Source organism: Flavobacterium agrisoli (assembly GCF_016522065.1).
Lineage (GTDB): Bacteria > Bacteroidota > Bacteroidia > Flavobacteriales > Flavobacteriaceae > Flavobacterium > Flavobacterium agrisoli.
This window is the reverse complement of record NZ_JAEHFV010000008.1, coordinates 49,391-63,876: the sequence shown is the minus strand read 5'-3', so window position 1 is coordinate 63,876 and position 14,486 is coordinate 49,391. Positions and strand designations below refer to the sequence as shown.

11 protein-coding genes are annotated in these 14,486 nt (G+C 36.0%); 3 read left to right on the top strand and 8 right to left on the bottom strand.

What is annotated here, in order from left to right; genetic code table 11:
• Nucleotides 1–22: 22 nt before the first annotated feature.
• The 3 genes from I5M07_RS14740 to I5M07_RS14730 all read left to right on the top strand — a co-directional run bounded on the left by I5M07_RS14740 (nucleotide 23) and on the right by I5M07_RS14730 (nucleotide 6,002).
• The gene (locus I5M07_RS14740) at nucleotides 23–1,282 is read left to right on the top strand and encodes an aspartate kinase (protein WP_200107211.1); all 1,260 of its coding nucleotides are present in this window, start codon (nucleotides 23–25) and stop codon (nucleotides 1,280–1,282) included.
• Between the two features lie 118 nt (nucleotides 1,283–1,400).
• Nucleotides 1,401–4,823, top strand: a complete 3,423-nt coding sequence (locus tag I5M07_RS14735; RefSeq protein ID WP_200107263.1) for a hypothetical protein — start codon at nucleotides 1,401–1,403, stop codon at nucleotides 4,821–4,823.
• 102 nt (nucleotides 4,824–4,925) lie between these two features.
• Nucleotides 4,926–6,002 (top strand): glycosyltransferase, encoded by a 1,077-nt coding sequence (locus tag I5M07_RS14730; RefSeq protein WP_200107210.1) that lies wholly within the window; start codon nucleotides 4,926–4,928, stop codon nucleotides 6,000–6,002.
• 68 nt (nucleotides 6,003–6,070) lie between these two features.
• Here I5M07_RS14730 and phoU read toward each other — a convergent pair whose 3' ends face one another.
• From phoU to I5M07_RS14690, 8 genes are all read right to left on the bottom strand, one after another.
• Nucleotides 6,071–6,757 carry a phosphate signaling complex protein PhoU gene (phoU, locus tag I5M07_RS14725; RefSeq protein ID WP_200107209.1) on the bottom strand — a complete coding sequence of 229 codons (687 nt, stop codon included), beginning with the start codon at nucleotides 6,755–6,757 and terminating at the stop codon, nucleotides 6,071–6,073.
• A 37-nt stretch (nucleotides 6,758–6,794) separates the two neighbouring features.
• Nucleotides 6,795–7,547, bottom strand: a complete 753-nt coding sequence (pstB, locus tag I5M07_RS14720) for a phosphate ABC transporter ATP-binding protein PstB (RefSeq protein WP_200107208.1) — start codon at nucleotides 7,545–7,547, stop codon at nucleotides 6,795–6,797.
• Between the two features lies 1 nt (nucleotide 7,548).
• On the bottom strand, nucleotides 7,549–8,427 hold the full coding sequence (pstA, locus tag I5M07_RS14715; protein ID WP_200107207.1) for a phosphate ABC transporter permease PstA: 879 nt from the start codon (nucleotides 8,425–8,427) through the stop codon (nucleotides 7,549–7,551).
• Nucleotide 8,428: 1 nt separating this feature from the next.
• On the bottom strand, nucleotides 8,429–9,637 hold the full coding sequence (gene pstC / locus I5M07_RS14710; protein ID WP_233622080.1) for a phosphate ABC transporter permease subunit PstC: 1,209 nt from the start codon (nucleotides 9,635–9,637) through the stop codon (nucleotides 8,429–8,431).
• A gap of 124 nt (nucleotides 9,638–9,761) precedes the next feature.
• On the bottom strand, nucleotides 9,762–10,625 hold the full coding sequence (locus tag I5M07_RS14705; RefSeq protein WP_200107206.1) for a PstS family phosphate ABC transporter substrate-binding protein: 864 nt from the start codon (nucleotides 10,623–10,625) through the stop codon (nucleotides 9,762–9,764).
• Nucleotides 10,626–10,842: 217 nt separating this feature from the next.
• Nucleotides 10,843–12,135 carry a porin gene (locus I5M07_RS14700; protein ID WP_200107205.1) on the bottom strand — a complete coding sequence of 431 codons (1,293 nt, stop codon included), beginning with the start codon at nucleotides 12,133–12,135 and terminating at the stop codon, nucleotides 10,843–10,845.
• 237 nt (nucleotides 12,136–12,372) lie between these two features.
• Nucleotides 12,373–13,461, bottom strand: a complete 1,089-nt coding sequence (locus I5M07_RS14695) for a sensor histidine kinase (RefSeq protein WP_200107204.1) — start codon at nucleotides 13,459–13,461, stop codon at nucleotides 12,373–12,375.
• Nucleotides 13,462–13,585: 124 nt separating this feature from the next.
• Nucleotides 13,586–14,269 carry a response regulator transcription factor gene (locus I5M07_RS14690; RefSeq protein ID WP_200107203.1) on the bottom strand — a complete coding sequence of 228 codons (684 nt, stop codon included), beginning with the start codon at nucleotides 14,267–14,269 and terminating at the stop codon, nucleotides 13,586–13,588.
• Nucleotides 14,270–14,486 lie beyond the last annotated feature (217 nt).

Below are 14,486 nucleotides of genomic sequence, written 5' to 3'. Positions count from 1 at the left end.
TTAAAATTTTAGAAGGAATAAAATGAGAGTATTTAAATTTGGTGGCGCATCGGTAAAAGATGCTGACGGAATTAGAAACGTATACGAGGTTTTGCAAAAAGCCGGCTATGAAGATGTATTGCTTGTCGTTTCGGCAATGGGCAAAACAACCAATGCTTTAGAAGTCGTAATTAAAAATTATTTTGAACAATCGGCTGAACTGAGTTCATCCGTTCAAGAAATAAAAAAATACCACAATCAAATCTTATTGGATTTATTCGACGACGAAAACCATGCCGTTTTTGAAGCCGTTCAAGCGCATTTTTCCGATTTAGAATATTTTTTAGCGCACAACAAATCGCCGAATTACAACTTTGTTTACGACCAAATCGTAAGTATGGGAGAAATTATCTCCACCACTATTTTGAGCCATTTTATGAGTTTTATGGGGATAGACACTCAATGGATTGATGTCCGTAACTTTGTAAAAACCAATGCCAACTATCGCGATGCCGAAGTTGATTGGGAACTCACGCAACAAAACATTGCACAAAACATCAAAACCAAAAGCTTGAACATTACGCAAGGATTTTTGGGATCGGATGAAAACAACTTTACCACCACTTTAGGTCGCGAAGGTTCAGATTATACGGCTGCTATTTTTGCCTATTGCTTAAATGCTGAAAGCGTAACCATTTGGAAAGACGTTCCTGGTGTAATGAATGCTGACCCGCGTTATTTTGAAAATGCAAGTTTATTAAACCAAATTTCGTACCGCGAAGCTATTGAATTGGCGTTTTACGGAGCGTCGGTTATTCACCCAAAAACGTTGCAACCTTTACAGAAAAAAGAAATTCCGTTATACGTAAAATCATTTATTAATCCTTTATTACCGGGAACTTCGGTATCAAAAGGAGTTGATTTAGAGCCGTATTACCCTTGTTTTATCGTAAAACGAAACCAACTTTTAATTTCACTTTCTTCAATTGATTTTTCTTTTATCATGGAAGAAAACATTAGTGAAATCTTCAAATTATTTCACGATTACAAAATCAAAGTGAATTTAATTCAGAATTCGGCTATTAGCTTTTCGGTTTGTGTAGAAGATAAATTTGAAAATTTTAACGAGTTGAATTCGATTTTATCTAAAAAATTCAAAGTCGAATTTACCGAAAATGTTACTTTATATACCATTCGTCATTTCAACGAAGAAGCCGCAGAAATGGTAGAAACAAATAAAACGGTTTTGCTAAAACAAGTAAGTCGCGAAACCATGCAAATTATCACTAAGGAAATCAATTAAACTTGTAGTTGGATAATTATCAATTCATGAAGGGTTTTGCTTATCGGGCAAAACCCTTTTTTAGTTACGTAATTTAGCGTTTTAAACACTACTTTTGAATTTTTGGAGTTGTATATTTATGTTGCAAAAAGTACTCTTATTTGTTGTTTTGTTTCGCTGTTTGGGGCTTACGGCTCAAGAACACGAATCGCTATACAAAAGCAGTACCTTTGCCACCACTTTAGATACCCTTTATTTAGAAAAAACCAGTATAAACGCCAGTTATTTCGAAATTAAAGATGCGAACCAAAACACGATTGCTCCCCATTTTTACGCAGTTGATTTCACGAAAGCTGCTGTATTTTTAACCGAAAAACTTCGTGCTCAAACCGACTCCGTTACTGTTTATTATTTGCTATATCCCGATTTTCTAACCAAAGAATACGGTACTTATAATTCCAATCAAATTATTAGCAATGATGCCGTAACGGGAACTTTATACGAAATTGAACCTCCCAAAAACATTCTCACTCCTTTTGATGGATTGACTACTTCAGGAAGCATCAGCCGTGGATTGACGATTGGCAATAATCAAAATTCGGTTGTCAATTCAAACTTAGACCTTCAAATCACCGGAAAAATTTCGGACAAAGTTAGTTTAAGAACCTCTTTACAAGACAGTAACATTCCGCTTCAAGACGGTGGTTATTCGCAAAAACTAGATCAATTCGACAACATTTTCATGGAATTATTTACCGATAGTTGGTCCATTAGAGCGGGCGATATTTTCTTAGAAAACAACAGCAGTTCGTTTTTACGCTTTACAAAAAAAGTACAAGGTTTGGCTCTTAACGTTGATTGGGAAACAGAAAAAAGCAAAACCAATGCCTTTGCCTCTGCTTCTTTGGTTAGAGGACAATATGCCAAAAGTGATTTTGTGGGTCAGGAAGGCAATCAAGGTCCTTATAAATTAATTGGTCAAAATGGTGAATTGTATGTTTTAGTAGTTTCGGGATCGGAGCGAGTGTATGTAAACGGAACGCTGCTGACCCGAGGCGAAAACAATCAGTATACTATTGATTACAATGCTGGTGAAATCACGTTTACCTCTTTGTTTACCATTACTTCTGAAATGCGAATTAGTGTTGAATACCAATACAGTCAACAAAATTACACCCGATTTGTTACTTACAACGGAGTCAAACACACTACTGGAAAATGGAATTTTGGTTCGTACCTTTATTCGGAAAACGACTTAAAGAACCAACCGCTTCAACAAAATTTAACACTCGAACAAACCGCTATTTTAGCCCAAGCTGGAGACAATCCAGATTTGATGATAGCCCCTTCGGCTTACGAAGAAACTTATACCGAAAATGCAGTTTTATATAAAAAAACCATTCAAGACGGTCAAGAAATATTCGAATATTCCGATGATACGGCACAAGTGCTTTACAATGTGAAATTTTCTTTAGTCGGCACTGGCTTCGGAAATTATGTCTTACAAAGCAACACCACCGTTAACCGCATTTATGAATATATAGCACCTATTGATGGCATTTCACAAGGGAATTATGCGCCAGTTATCAAACTAATTGCACCCATAAAAAAACAAGTGGCGACTTTTTTTGGCGGATACCAATCGGCTGAAAAAACCGATATAAATTTCGAATTGGGTGTGAGCAATAACGATTTGAATTTGTATTCGAATTTAGACGACGCTAACAATACGGGGCTAGCCGGAAACATTCGCAGTAAACATCGTTTTTTTACCGGAAAATGGAATTTAGATGCGTATGCTAATTACCAATTTGTTCAAGAAAATTTTCAGTCGGTTGAACGCTTGTATACTATTGAGTTTAGTCGTGACTGGAACATTTCGACCTTGCTTTCGGGCAATCAAAGTTTACTAAATTCGGGTTTGCAATTTGCTTGGCTACCATCGGCCACCGTATCGGCACATTTCAATTATAGTTTCGAGAAATTGGATTTGGGAACCTATTACAACGGAAATCGTCATTCGGTTTGGGGTAATTTTCAAAGCAAACATTGGTATTTTGACACAAAAGGAAGTTATTTAAAAAGTCGAGGAGAACCTAATAATTCGCAGTTTTTACGAAACAACAGTAAACTTCAGTACCAATGGAATAAAAATTGGATAAGCTCCAAAATCCGGAATGAAGACAATCAACAAAAAAACAACATTACACAAACCGTTACCCCGTTAAGCCAACGTTTTTCGGAATACAGTTTCTTTGCCGGTCGTGGTGACAGCACGAAAGTTTTTGTAGAATTAGGTTATTTGAATCGCGTTAACGATAGTGTACAAAATAATATTTTACAACGTGTTAACCGTTCGAATAGTTGGCAAATCAAATCTCGAATTTTACAAACTTCAAAAAGTGATTTATCGGTTTATGCCCATTACAGAACGCTGCATTATGAAGAGACCAATCAGCCTTCGGTTTCCTCTTTAAATTCGCGTGTGTTGTATAACGACCGCTGGTTTAATCAATTGTTGTTGAGTACCACTTTATACGAAACCACCTCAGGAACATTACCACAGCAAGAGTTCACTTATGTAGAAGTCCCAGTTGGTCAAGGCGTTTACACTTGGATTGATTATAACGGCAATGGCACACAAGAATTAGAGGAGTTTGAAGTTGCTGCATTTCAGGATCAAGCACAATATATTCGGGTATTTTTACCCAATCGGGTTTACATCAAAACCAATCAAAATAAATTTTCGCAATCACTCACTTTCAACCCTTCGCAATGGCAAAACAAAACAGGTTTTCAAAAAATACTATCCCATTTTTACAACCAAACCGCCTTGCTTTTGGAACGAAAAGTAAAAAACGACGGCTCTAAATTTGAATTGAATCCGTTTGATTTAGATGCAGAAAATGCATTGGGATTAAACAGCAGCATTCGTAATAGTTTGTTTTATAATCGGGGCAAACAAAACCATTCGGTAACCTATACGTATTTACAAAATCAAACCAAGAGTTTGCTTAATATTGGGTCGCAAGCCACCAAAAACAGCTCGCATCAATTGCAATACAACCATTTGTTGCAAAAAACGTGGCTATTGGGTTTTTTCACCAAAAGCATTTTTACCACGTTAGAATCGGCTGATTTTGTCGATAAAAATTACCGCATTAATGGCTACCAATTGGCGCCTAAAGTGAGTTACGTTTTTTCTAAAAGCAGCAGTTTGGATTTCTTTTACGAACACACCCAAAAAAACAATCAAATTGGTGCTTTCGAAACCCTACAACAACACCGATTAGGAACTTCTTTTTCGTATGCTGGTACTAAAAAAGTAACACTCAATGGCGAATTTTCTTTATACGAAAACAAATTTAAAGGTAACGAATTATCGGCTGTAGGCTTTCAAATGTTGGAAGGATTACAGGCGGGGCAAAACTTAGTTTGGCGCTGTTTGATTCAGAAAAACATTACACAATTTTTAGACGTTAACGTTAATTATCAGGGACGAAAAGCGGCCACAAGCAACACCATCCATACCGGAAGTGTGCAACTTCGAGCGTATTTTTAGGGCAGAAAAACCGTGAATCTTAATCGTTTAGTAATCTTAAAAAAATATGCTTGAAACAGTTTAAATGTAACTTTAAATTACCTTTAATTCAATTTTTAAACTATGAACCAAATTGGTCCTACAAATAAAACCATATTAGTTGCACCTTTAAATTGGGGGCTTGGTCATGCTACACGCTGCATTCCGATTATCAAAGCCCTACAAGAAAACAATTACATTCCGATTATTGCCTCAGACGGAATTGCATTAGAATTATTAAAAAAAGAATTCCCTTATATTCAAGCTTTAACACTGCCTTCTTATCAAATTGAATACGCCAAAAATGGTAAAAATTTCAAATGGAAATTGATTAAAAATTCACCCAAAATGATTGAAGCGGTTTTAGATGAGAAACGGTTAATTAACAAATGGGTAAAAAAATACGGAATTGAAGGCATTATCTCCGACAATCGTTTGGGTGTTTTTAGTTCGAAAGTTCCTTCGGTTTTCATTACCCACCAACTGAATGTTTTAACCGGAAACACCACTTGGTTAACTAGTAAATGGCACCAACATTTTATAAAAAAATACAACGAATGCTGGGTACCCGATTTAGCCGGAAAACCCAATTTAACAGGCGATTTAGGCCATGTAAAAAGCAATTCTTTAAAATTAAAATACATCGGTCCGTTGAGCCGAATGAAAAAGAAGGAAATCGACAAACAATACGATTTAATGGTGATTTTATCCGGTCCTGAGCCGCAACGCAGTTTGCTAGAAGACAAACTCAAAGCCGAACTTTTAAAATACACCGGAAAAGTGGTTTTTATAAAAGGTATTGTCGAAAAAAACCAAGTAAAAGAACAAGTGGATCATATTACTTTTTACAATTATATGAACACCAAACAACTTGAACAAACTTTTAATGAAAGTGATAAAATAGTTTGCCGTTCGGGTTATACCACCATAATGGATTTAGTGAAATTGGAAAAAAAGGCCTTTTTTATCCCTACTCCTGGTCAATACGAGCAAGTGTATCTAGCCGAAAAATTACAAGAAGAAAAACTCGTTCCGTATGCTTTGCAAGATGATTTTTGTATGGAACAAGTTTCCAAAATTGATACTTTTGAAGGATTACCCAAACTGCATTCCCAAATTGATTGGGAAACTTTATTTACTGTTTTTGAAAAGCCTAGTTAATTATTAATTCTTTGCCTTCCAATCGAAAAAAGCGTTACGTTCATCATCAGAACCTAACGCTTTTTCTTTTATTCTTCTCCTTCTAAACCTTCAATATCGCCTAACTTATCGTGTTTGATTATTTTGGCATTTATCATAAAATACACATATTCGGCTATATTGGTACAATGTTCCGAAATGCGCTCCAAATGTTTTAATACAATAATCAAATGGGTACCGGAAACCACGGTTTTCGAATTGGTTTTCATCACTGCAATGATTTCGTGGATGGCTTCGCTGGTTTTATTTTTGATGCTTTTATTTAAGATGAATATTTCACCAATGGTATTTTCGTTTCGGCTGATAAAACATTCGTTGGCTTTTTGGTTGATGGCCACGATTTGTTTGCAAACCTCATCAATTCCGAAACGTTTTATCAAATCGTGTTTGTCATTGATTTTTTTGGTCTTTTTCACCACACTCATCGACAAATCGCCTATGCGTTCTATTTCGTTACTAATTTGCATAGCCGACATGATAAAGCGCAAATCGGAGGCCACAGGTTGTTTTAAAGCGAAGATTTTTTGACAAATTTGATCAATTTTTACATCCAATTTATCGATTTTATCTTCGGTTCGTTTGATTACTTTATTTTCGGGTTTTGACTCTGCTAATAAAGTAGCCGTAGCTTCGGTTACTTGTTGTTCGGCCAAATCGGCAATTTTAATAATCGTATTTTTTAATTTTTCTAATTCAACTTCAAAAGGTATTGTCATTGTGTTTATTTTTAAAATTCAACTTTAAAACCTGCTATTAACCAAATCGGCCGGTGATGTAATCTTCGGTTTGTTTTTGATTTGGTTTGGTGAAAATAGTTTTGGTTTTATCCATTTCAATTAACCTTCCCATATAAAAAAAGGCGGTATTATCACTCGCACGGGCAGCTTGTTGCATGTTGTGCGTTACAATTACTATAGTGTATTTGTTTTTCAATTCGAATAATAATTCTTCTATTTTAGAAGTCGAGATAGGATCTAATGCCGAAGTGGGTTCGTCCATCAACAATACCGATGGTTGCACAGCCAAAGCACGCGCAATACACAAACGTTGTTGTTGTCCTCCCGAAAGTTCAAATGCCGATTTTTTCAGTTTGTCTTTCACCTCATCCCATAAAGCCACCTGCTGAATGGAAGTATGAACGCGTTCTTCGATTACCGCTTTATCGGTAATGCCATTTACTTTTAATCCGTAAGCAACATTTTCAAAAATAGATTTTGGAAAAGGATTTGGTTTTTGAAACACCATCCCTACATTTTTTCTCAAATCGTAGGCATTGGTATTTTTATCGTAAATATTTTCGCCATCAATCAAAATTTCACCTTCCAAACGGGTGCCATCAATTAAATCATTCATTCGATTAAGCAATCGCAAATAGGTCGATTTACCACAGCCTGAGGGTCCGATTAAGGCTGTGATGGTATTGGCTTTCATGGCCAACGAAATATCGTGTAAGGCGTGATTTTCTCCGTAGAAAAAATTAACGTTTTTAGTTTCTATTTTGTGCATTCTAGTTCATTTTTACTTTTTTTCCGAAATATTTACGAAGCGCATTGGCCAGTAAATTGGAAATTAATACGATAACAATTAAAACAAGTGCCGTTCCATACGCCATAGCACGAGACGCTTCGATATTGGTTCCGCTGGTAGCAATTACGTACAAATGGTAGGGTAAAGCCATAGCTTGATCAAAAATAGAAGTTGGTAATTTAGGCAAAAAATACGCTGCTACAGTAAATAAAATAGGAGCGGTTTCGCCCGAAACCCTTCCTATAGACAAAATCAAACCGGTGATGATATTCGGAAAAGCAATAGGAAAAACCACTTGACTGGTTGTTTGCCACTTGCTTGCGCCCAAACCTGTACTGGCTTGTCGGAACGAATCGTCAATGGCTTTTAAAGCCTCTTCTGTCGTTCGAATTACTACGGGCAACACTAATAATCCTAAGGTTAGTCCGCCGGCGAGAATCGAATCGCCAAATCCCAATTTATTAACAAACAAAGCCATTCCGAAAAGGCCAAAAACGATAGAGGGAACTCCTGCTAAATTATTGGTCATTTGCTTGATAATTTGTTTTACCCAACCATCTTTTACGTATTCGTTCATGTAAATTGCCGCTAAAATTCCAATCGGAAATGCAAAAACCATACTCACACCAACCAAACACAAGGTTCCGACAATAGCAGGAAAAATACCTCCTTCGGTCATGCCGTTTTTAGGCATTTCGGTAATAAATTCCCAACTAATTACGCCCATCCCTTTGATAACGATAAAAGCTAAAATCACCACTAATAAAGCCACAATAGCATAACTGATTAGGCTAAAAATGGTAAAAGCGATATTTTGACTTACACTTTTTTTTCGGGCCAAATTTTGTGCTTTTTTCATACTAATGCTTTTTGTGTTTTTGTTTGCTACTAACCAATTCAACCAACAAATTAATTCCGAATGTGATGATAAATAAAATACAACCTAATGCAAATAAGGCTTCGTAGTGCAATCCTCCGTTTGGTGCTTCTCCTAATTCGGCCGCAATGGTGGCTGGAATAGTACGCACCGGCTCTAAAAGTGTATGCGGAATAACGGCAGCATTTCCGGTAACCATTAACACCGCCATAGTTTCGCCAATAGCACGCCCAATTCCCAAAATAGCACCCGCAGTGATTCCGGATGCCGAGTGCGGTATAACCACTTTATAAATCGTTTGCCATTGACTAGCACCTAAAGCCAAACTAGCTTCTTTCATGGCACGAGGGGTATTGCGCATGGCATCTTCCGAAAGGGTTATAATCGTTGGCAAAGCCATAATAGCCAAGACCACGCTACCCGCCAAGCCCGTTTCTCCTACGGGTAAATTAAACGTACTTTGAATTAAAGGAACAATCACTACCAATCCAAAAAAACCGTATACAACCGATGGAATTCCTGCTAACAATTCAATAAGCGGTTTCACCAAATTACGAACTTTTTTGCGAGCGATTTCACTCAAAAATATAGCCGCAGCTAATCCGATAGGAAGTGCAATTAAAATAGCTCCCAAACTCACCCAAAGTGTCCCATAAATTAGCGGTTTCACCCCCATTTGGGCAATAGGTTGTGCCGTAGGAAACCATTCTTCGCCTGATAGAAATTCGAATACTTTTATTTTGTTAATTTCGAGTTCGCGTCCACTAAAATTTTCGGCTTTGTATTTGTCTGAAAAAAATGCAATTATACCCGGTTGCTTACTAATTAGTTCATTAATCTTGGCTGGAAAAAATTCGAAATTCTCCCCTAATTCTTCATCCGTATAATAGGTACTAATATCGGAAGTCCTAAATAAAACGATGGGTTCATCTTTACCACCAACTTCTTTCCAATTGGTTATTTTTTGATCAAAAATATCTTTAATTTGAGATGGCTCTAATTTTTTTACTGGATTGGATGGCGAAACAGCCAAAAGAAAGCCGTCTTCAATTGGCTTTTTGGTAAAAACCCCCGCTCCTTCCATGAAAAGAAAAAAAACGATTAAAACCACTATGATACTGGTGGCGGCACTACTTAACATCAAAATACATTCGATGCTTTTTTCTTTAAGCCTTTTGAAGTTTGTTTTCAATATTGCTAATATTAGTTCTGGAAACGTTGTCGCAAATGAGCATTAAAAAATCAATTCCGTGCGAAAACGCCCAAGTAATTCAACAAAAAAGGCTGTTTTCTAGGCAGCCTTTGATTTTGTTTGATTATTTTAAAGGAACATAACCAATTTCGCCCACAATTTTTTGACCTTCGTCTGAAAGCGCATAATCTACAATTGGTTTTACTTTGTTCGCATTGGTTTTATCGAACATGTAAAATAAAGGTCGCGAAATAGGATAGGTTTTGTTTTTAGCGTTGGCAACAGAAGGCTCGATGAATGTTTTCCCTTCATCATACGAAACGCCTAATTGTTTTACCTCTTTGGTTTCGTAAGCCAAACCAATATACCCAATAGCTCCTTTTGTTTGCCCAACAGCTTGCACAATGGCTCCAGTGGCTGGTAAACTCAAAATATTGGTTGCATAATTTTTGTTTTCCATAACTTCTTCTTTAAAAAACTCATAAGTTCCTGAAGAAGACTCTCTCGAATAGGCTACAATTTTTTCATCGGCTCCCCCAACTTCTTTCCAATTGGTAATTTTTCCGGTAAAAATTTCCTCTAATTGTTGACGTGTTAATTGCGATACTTTATTGGCTGGATTTACAATTACCGTTAACGCATCAAAAGCGATGGTTACTTTTTCAACTTCTTTTTTAGATTCGGAAAATTTTAGCTTTTCTTCGGTTTTTAAATCTCTCGAAGCCATGGCAATATCAGTAGTACCGTCCATTAAAGCAGTAATTCCTACTCCAGAACCACCTCCTACTACTGTTACACTAATACCTTTATCACTCAACATCAAGGTTTCGGCTTCTTTTTGGGCTAAAGGCAATACGGTATCGCTGCCTTTAATCGTTACCGATGTAGAAGCTGTATTTTGAGTAGCATCTTTTTCATCTGATTTTGATTTACCACAACTTAAAATAGCCAATAGTGGTAAAAACAATAGTAGTTTTGATTTGTTCATTTTTGTGTGTGTTTATTTTTAAATTTTATGCGAAAGTACAGCGAGTACATTATCTTAATGTTAATTCTAAATTACGCTATCATTACTTTTCAACCTTCTGAAAACAAATAAAATAGCTTCCTAAATTTAGTTAATTAATTCATACAAAATCAATTACAATTAAAAAAAAGACAATTACCATTTTCTATTCTATAACGTCCTTTTTTAACTACTTTTGTTAAAAATTGAACTGTGCCTGTAATCGGAGTGTATTTCCTTTTTGTCGGTTGTTTAACAAAACACTATCTTCAAATGTTCTGTCTGAAAACACATATTGTGCTGTAAACTCTAAAGCTCTAAACGGTTGCCATTCGACACCCAATTCATATTCGCGAACCATATAACTTCTGGCGTCTTTTTCGAATTTTTTGGCACCATCATAATATTGAAACTTAGCATACGGGTATAACAATTGTTTTTTATTGATATCCCATTTGTAATTCAGCAACACATAACCTCCGTTTAAGTCGCCCACTTCTACAGCCATATCTTGCTTGTTAAAACGAGGCCCTTTTCCAAAATTATATTCGGTTTGCACTCCAAAAGGTCTTGGATATAATACAAAAGTAGCACCCACACGTTGGTCTAAAGTATACTGCTTATCGGCAACACTTACACCCGAAGAAATTTCGTTGGTAAAAGCCCATTTTCCGGTATACGCCTGAATTCCTGGCTCAATAATCTGACTTCCTATCACAAAAGGATACGTAATACGCGACACCACATGTAAGTTGCGATTACCCTCTAATTTATTAACCGATTGCCCGTTGTATACCCCGAAAGCAAAAACTCCAAAATCGCCCGAACCTTTGTAACCATCGCGTACCAACATGGCAAAACGTTCTCTGATTTCGCTTGGTGCCCAATAAAAAAACATTCCTAAATCACGCTCATTCGGAATAGCACTGTTTAATGCATCGTTACGATCCATACTCAAACGATTGGAACTGGATTGCATGTTTTCGAAACCAAAAGGGACTTTACTTTGCCCAATTCGAACGCGGTATTCTCTTTTGGCATCAAAAGAAACATCGGCATATAAATCGCGCAATTGTACAAAATTATGAATTCCGGTTCCCGGCGAACTGGCAAAATCAGGCTGAAAATAAATAAAAACATTGGGATGAACTTGTCCCGAAAGCACCACACGAGCTCGGCGAATAAAAAAACCATCGTTTGCTTTTGCGCCTTCTTCGGTAGCAGTAGTTCCCCATGATTTATCACATTGATCACACGAAACTTTATCATTGGTAGCTATTAAGCCATTGTATCTCACTTGAGCATATCCTCGCAAACTAAGCACATCGTACCATTTGTTCCCGGAGGTTTTTTGAGGTTTTTCTTTTTCTTTTACTGAATTAATCGAATCTAATAATCGTAGAACTTCTTTTTTAACTTCTTCTTTTTGAACATCTTGAGCTTGCACAAAACCCGAAAGCAAAAGCACAAACGCAATTAAACTTTTTTTCATTTTAACTAATCGTTATTGTTGTGTTTATTTTCGGCAAACCTAATGTTAATTTCTAGCCTTAATATTAATTTAATGTTACGCTATTGGTAAATTACCGTAATCAAAAACAGTTAAATAACAGATTACAAATACTTTAAATAAAAACATCACAAATCCACAAAAAAGTGGTTAAAAAAAAAGCTGTCGTTTTAAAAACAACAGCTCTTTATAAAAAATCTATTTTACTCTTTTACTCTTTTATGATTTTGGATGTTTGGGTGTTTTTTCTTTTTTTATGGCTTTTTCCATGGTAAATGAAAAATCAGACCCAATACCATATTCGCTTTCTACATATACTTTTTCGTTGTGCGCTTCGATAATATGTTTTACGATGGCCAAACCTAAACCAGAACCACCTTCGGAGCGAGAACCACTTTTATCGACTCTATAAAAACGTTCAAACAAACGCCCAATGTTTTGTTTTTCAACACCCTCGCCGTTATCACTAATACGAATAAGCACTTTTTTCTTGGTCAAATTCACAATACTTACTTCGGTTAAACCATCTTCTTTTCCGTATTTAATCGAATTGACAATTAAATTTTCTAAGACTTGCTGAATGCGGTCGCGATCGCCTTTTACCAAAATAGGCTGCATGTATTTTTTTTCGAAAGTCAATTTGATATTCTTGCTACTGCTTTTCATTTCGAGTAAATCGAATACATTTTGAATTAACGCCACGATATCAAAATCGGTTACTTCCAGATTCAAATCGCCCGACTCTAATTTGGTAATCATATCCAAATCTTCAACGATATAAATCAACCTTTCCACTCCATTTTCGGCACGTTTAAGGTATTTTTTCCGAATTACTTTATCGTCCATAGCACCATCTAACAAGGTCGAAATATAGCCTTGCACGGTAAAAAGCGGTGTTTTCAATTCATGCGAAACGTTTCCTAAAAATTCCCTTCGATACGCTTCACGAATTTCGAGCATTTCGATTTCGAGTTTTTTCTCGGTTGCAAATTTTTTCACCTCACGCGAAAGCGTTTCCATATCTGTAGTGATCGGCTGATTGAGCAACGAGGTAGATTCTAATAACGAAACCTCATCGTATATTTTTTTTACCCTTCTATAAATAAAACGTTCTACACGATATTGTAAAACCAAGAAAGAAAAAAGATAACATACTATAAGAAAAACGATAGCAAAAAACACGAGATTTTCGTGTGTTTTTTTATAAAATAAATACTGCAACAGCACCACAAAGGCCGTGGCAAACAAACTAATATAAAGTGCTGACTTAACTGCAAATTTGTATGTTTTTTTAAAACTAATTTTCATGCATTAAATTTCGATTAGAAATGGAGGATTACAAACTAATAAACCATTAAGAATTGAGTAAAATTAAGTATTAATTACTTAACTCAACAAAACCCTTAATGGTTTACACGAACTAAATTGTTATTTAAACTTCAAATTTATAACCTACTCCTTTGATGGTTTTAAAAAGTTCTTCGCCAATTTTTTCTCTCAATTTTCGGATGTGCACGTCAATCGTACGTCCGCCCACTACTACTTCGTTACCCCAAACTTTATCTAAAATTTCATCGCGTTTGAATACTTTTCCAGGTTTTGAAGCCAAAAGGTAAAACAATTCAAACTCTTTTCGCGGCAACGAAATTTCTTCGTTCCCTTTGATGATTTTATATTCTTCTCGGTTAATTTCGATTCCGCCCACATTTAAAGTATCGTTGCTTACCGTTTCTTCAACCGTTCTTCGCAACAAGGCTTTTACTTTACTCACCAATAATTTTGGTTTGATAGGCTTGGTGATGTAATCATCGGCACCCGCATCAAAACCGGCAACTTGTGAGTAATCTTCGCTACGAGCCGTTAAAAAGGTAATAATTACATTACTTAACTCAGGTATTTTTCGAATGTTTTCGCAAGCCTCCATACCGTCCATTTCGGCCATCATCACATCCATAATTATAAGATCCGGCATTTCTTTTTGTGCCTTAAGTATAGCCTCTTTACCATTAGAAGCCGTTACAATTTGGTATCCTTCTTGCGAAAGATTGTATCCTACGATTTCGAGGATATCCGGTTCATCATCTACTAATAAAATCTTAGTTTGTGTCTTTTTCATATACAATTAATAAAGAAAAAATTGAGGTTTAAATCGCCTTAATTGAACCTATTAGCTCCTGCGATCATTTTATCCGAGTGTAAAGATATAACTATTTAAAGCTTTAAAAAGTTGTGTTAACTGTAATTTAAATTAATAACAATTTGTTAATATTTAGAAGACAAAACCATAACAAGAGCCTAACATGAACTTTACAAAGCCACCGTTAATTTGCACC

What these genes read in the sequence shown, in the direction of transcription:
- I5M07_RS14740 (WP_200107211.1), top strand. Translation starts at nt 23, where the DNA reads ATGAGAGTATTTAAATTTGGTGGCGCATCGGTAAAAGATGCTGACGGA.
- pstA (WP_200107207.1), bottom strand. Translation starts at nt 8,427, where the DNA reads ATGAAAAAAGCACAAAATTTGGCCCGAAAAAAAAGTGTAAGTCAAAAT.
- pstB (WP_200107208.1), bottom strand. Translation starts at nt 7,547, where the DNA reads ATGCACAAAATAGAAACTAAAAACGTTAATTTTTTCTACGGAGAAAAT.
- I5M07_RS14735 (WP_200107263.1), top strand. Translation starts at nt 1,401, where the DNA reads ATGTTGCAAAAAGTACTCTTATTTGTTGTTTTGTTTCGCTGTTTGGGG.
- I5M07_RS14705 (WP_200107206.1), bottom strand. Translation starts at nt 10,625, where the DNA reads ATGAACAAATCAAAACTACTATTGTTTTTACCACTATTGGCTATTTTA.
- phoU (WP_200107209.1), bottom strand. Translation starts at nt 6,757, where the DNA reads ATGACAATACCTTTTGAAGTTGAATTAGAAAAATTAAAAAATACGATT.
- I5M07_RS14695 (WP_200107204.1), bottom strand. Translation starts at nt 13,461, where the DNA reads ATGAAAATTAGTTTTAAAAAAACATACAAATTTGCAGTTAAGTCAGCA.
- I5M07_RS14690 (WP_200107203.1), bottom strand. Translation starts at nt 14,269, where the DNA reads ATGAAAAAGACACAAACTAAGATTTTATTAGTAGATGATGAACCGGAT.
- I5M07_RS14700 (WP_200107205.1), bottom strand. Translation starts at nt 12,135, where the DNA reads ATGAAAAAAAGTTTAATTGCGTTTGTGCTTTTGCTTTCGGGTTTTGTG.
- I5M07_RS14730 (WP_200107210.1), top strand. Translation starts at nt 4,926, where the DNA reads ATGAACCAAATTGGTCCTACAAATAAAACCATATTAGTTGCACCTTTA.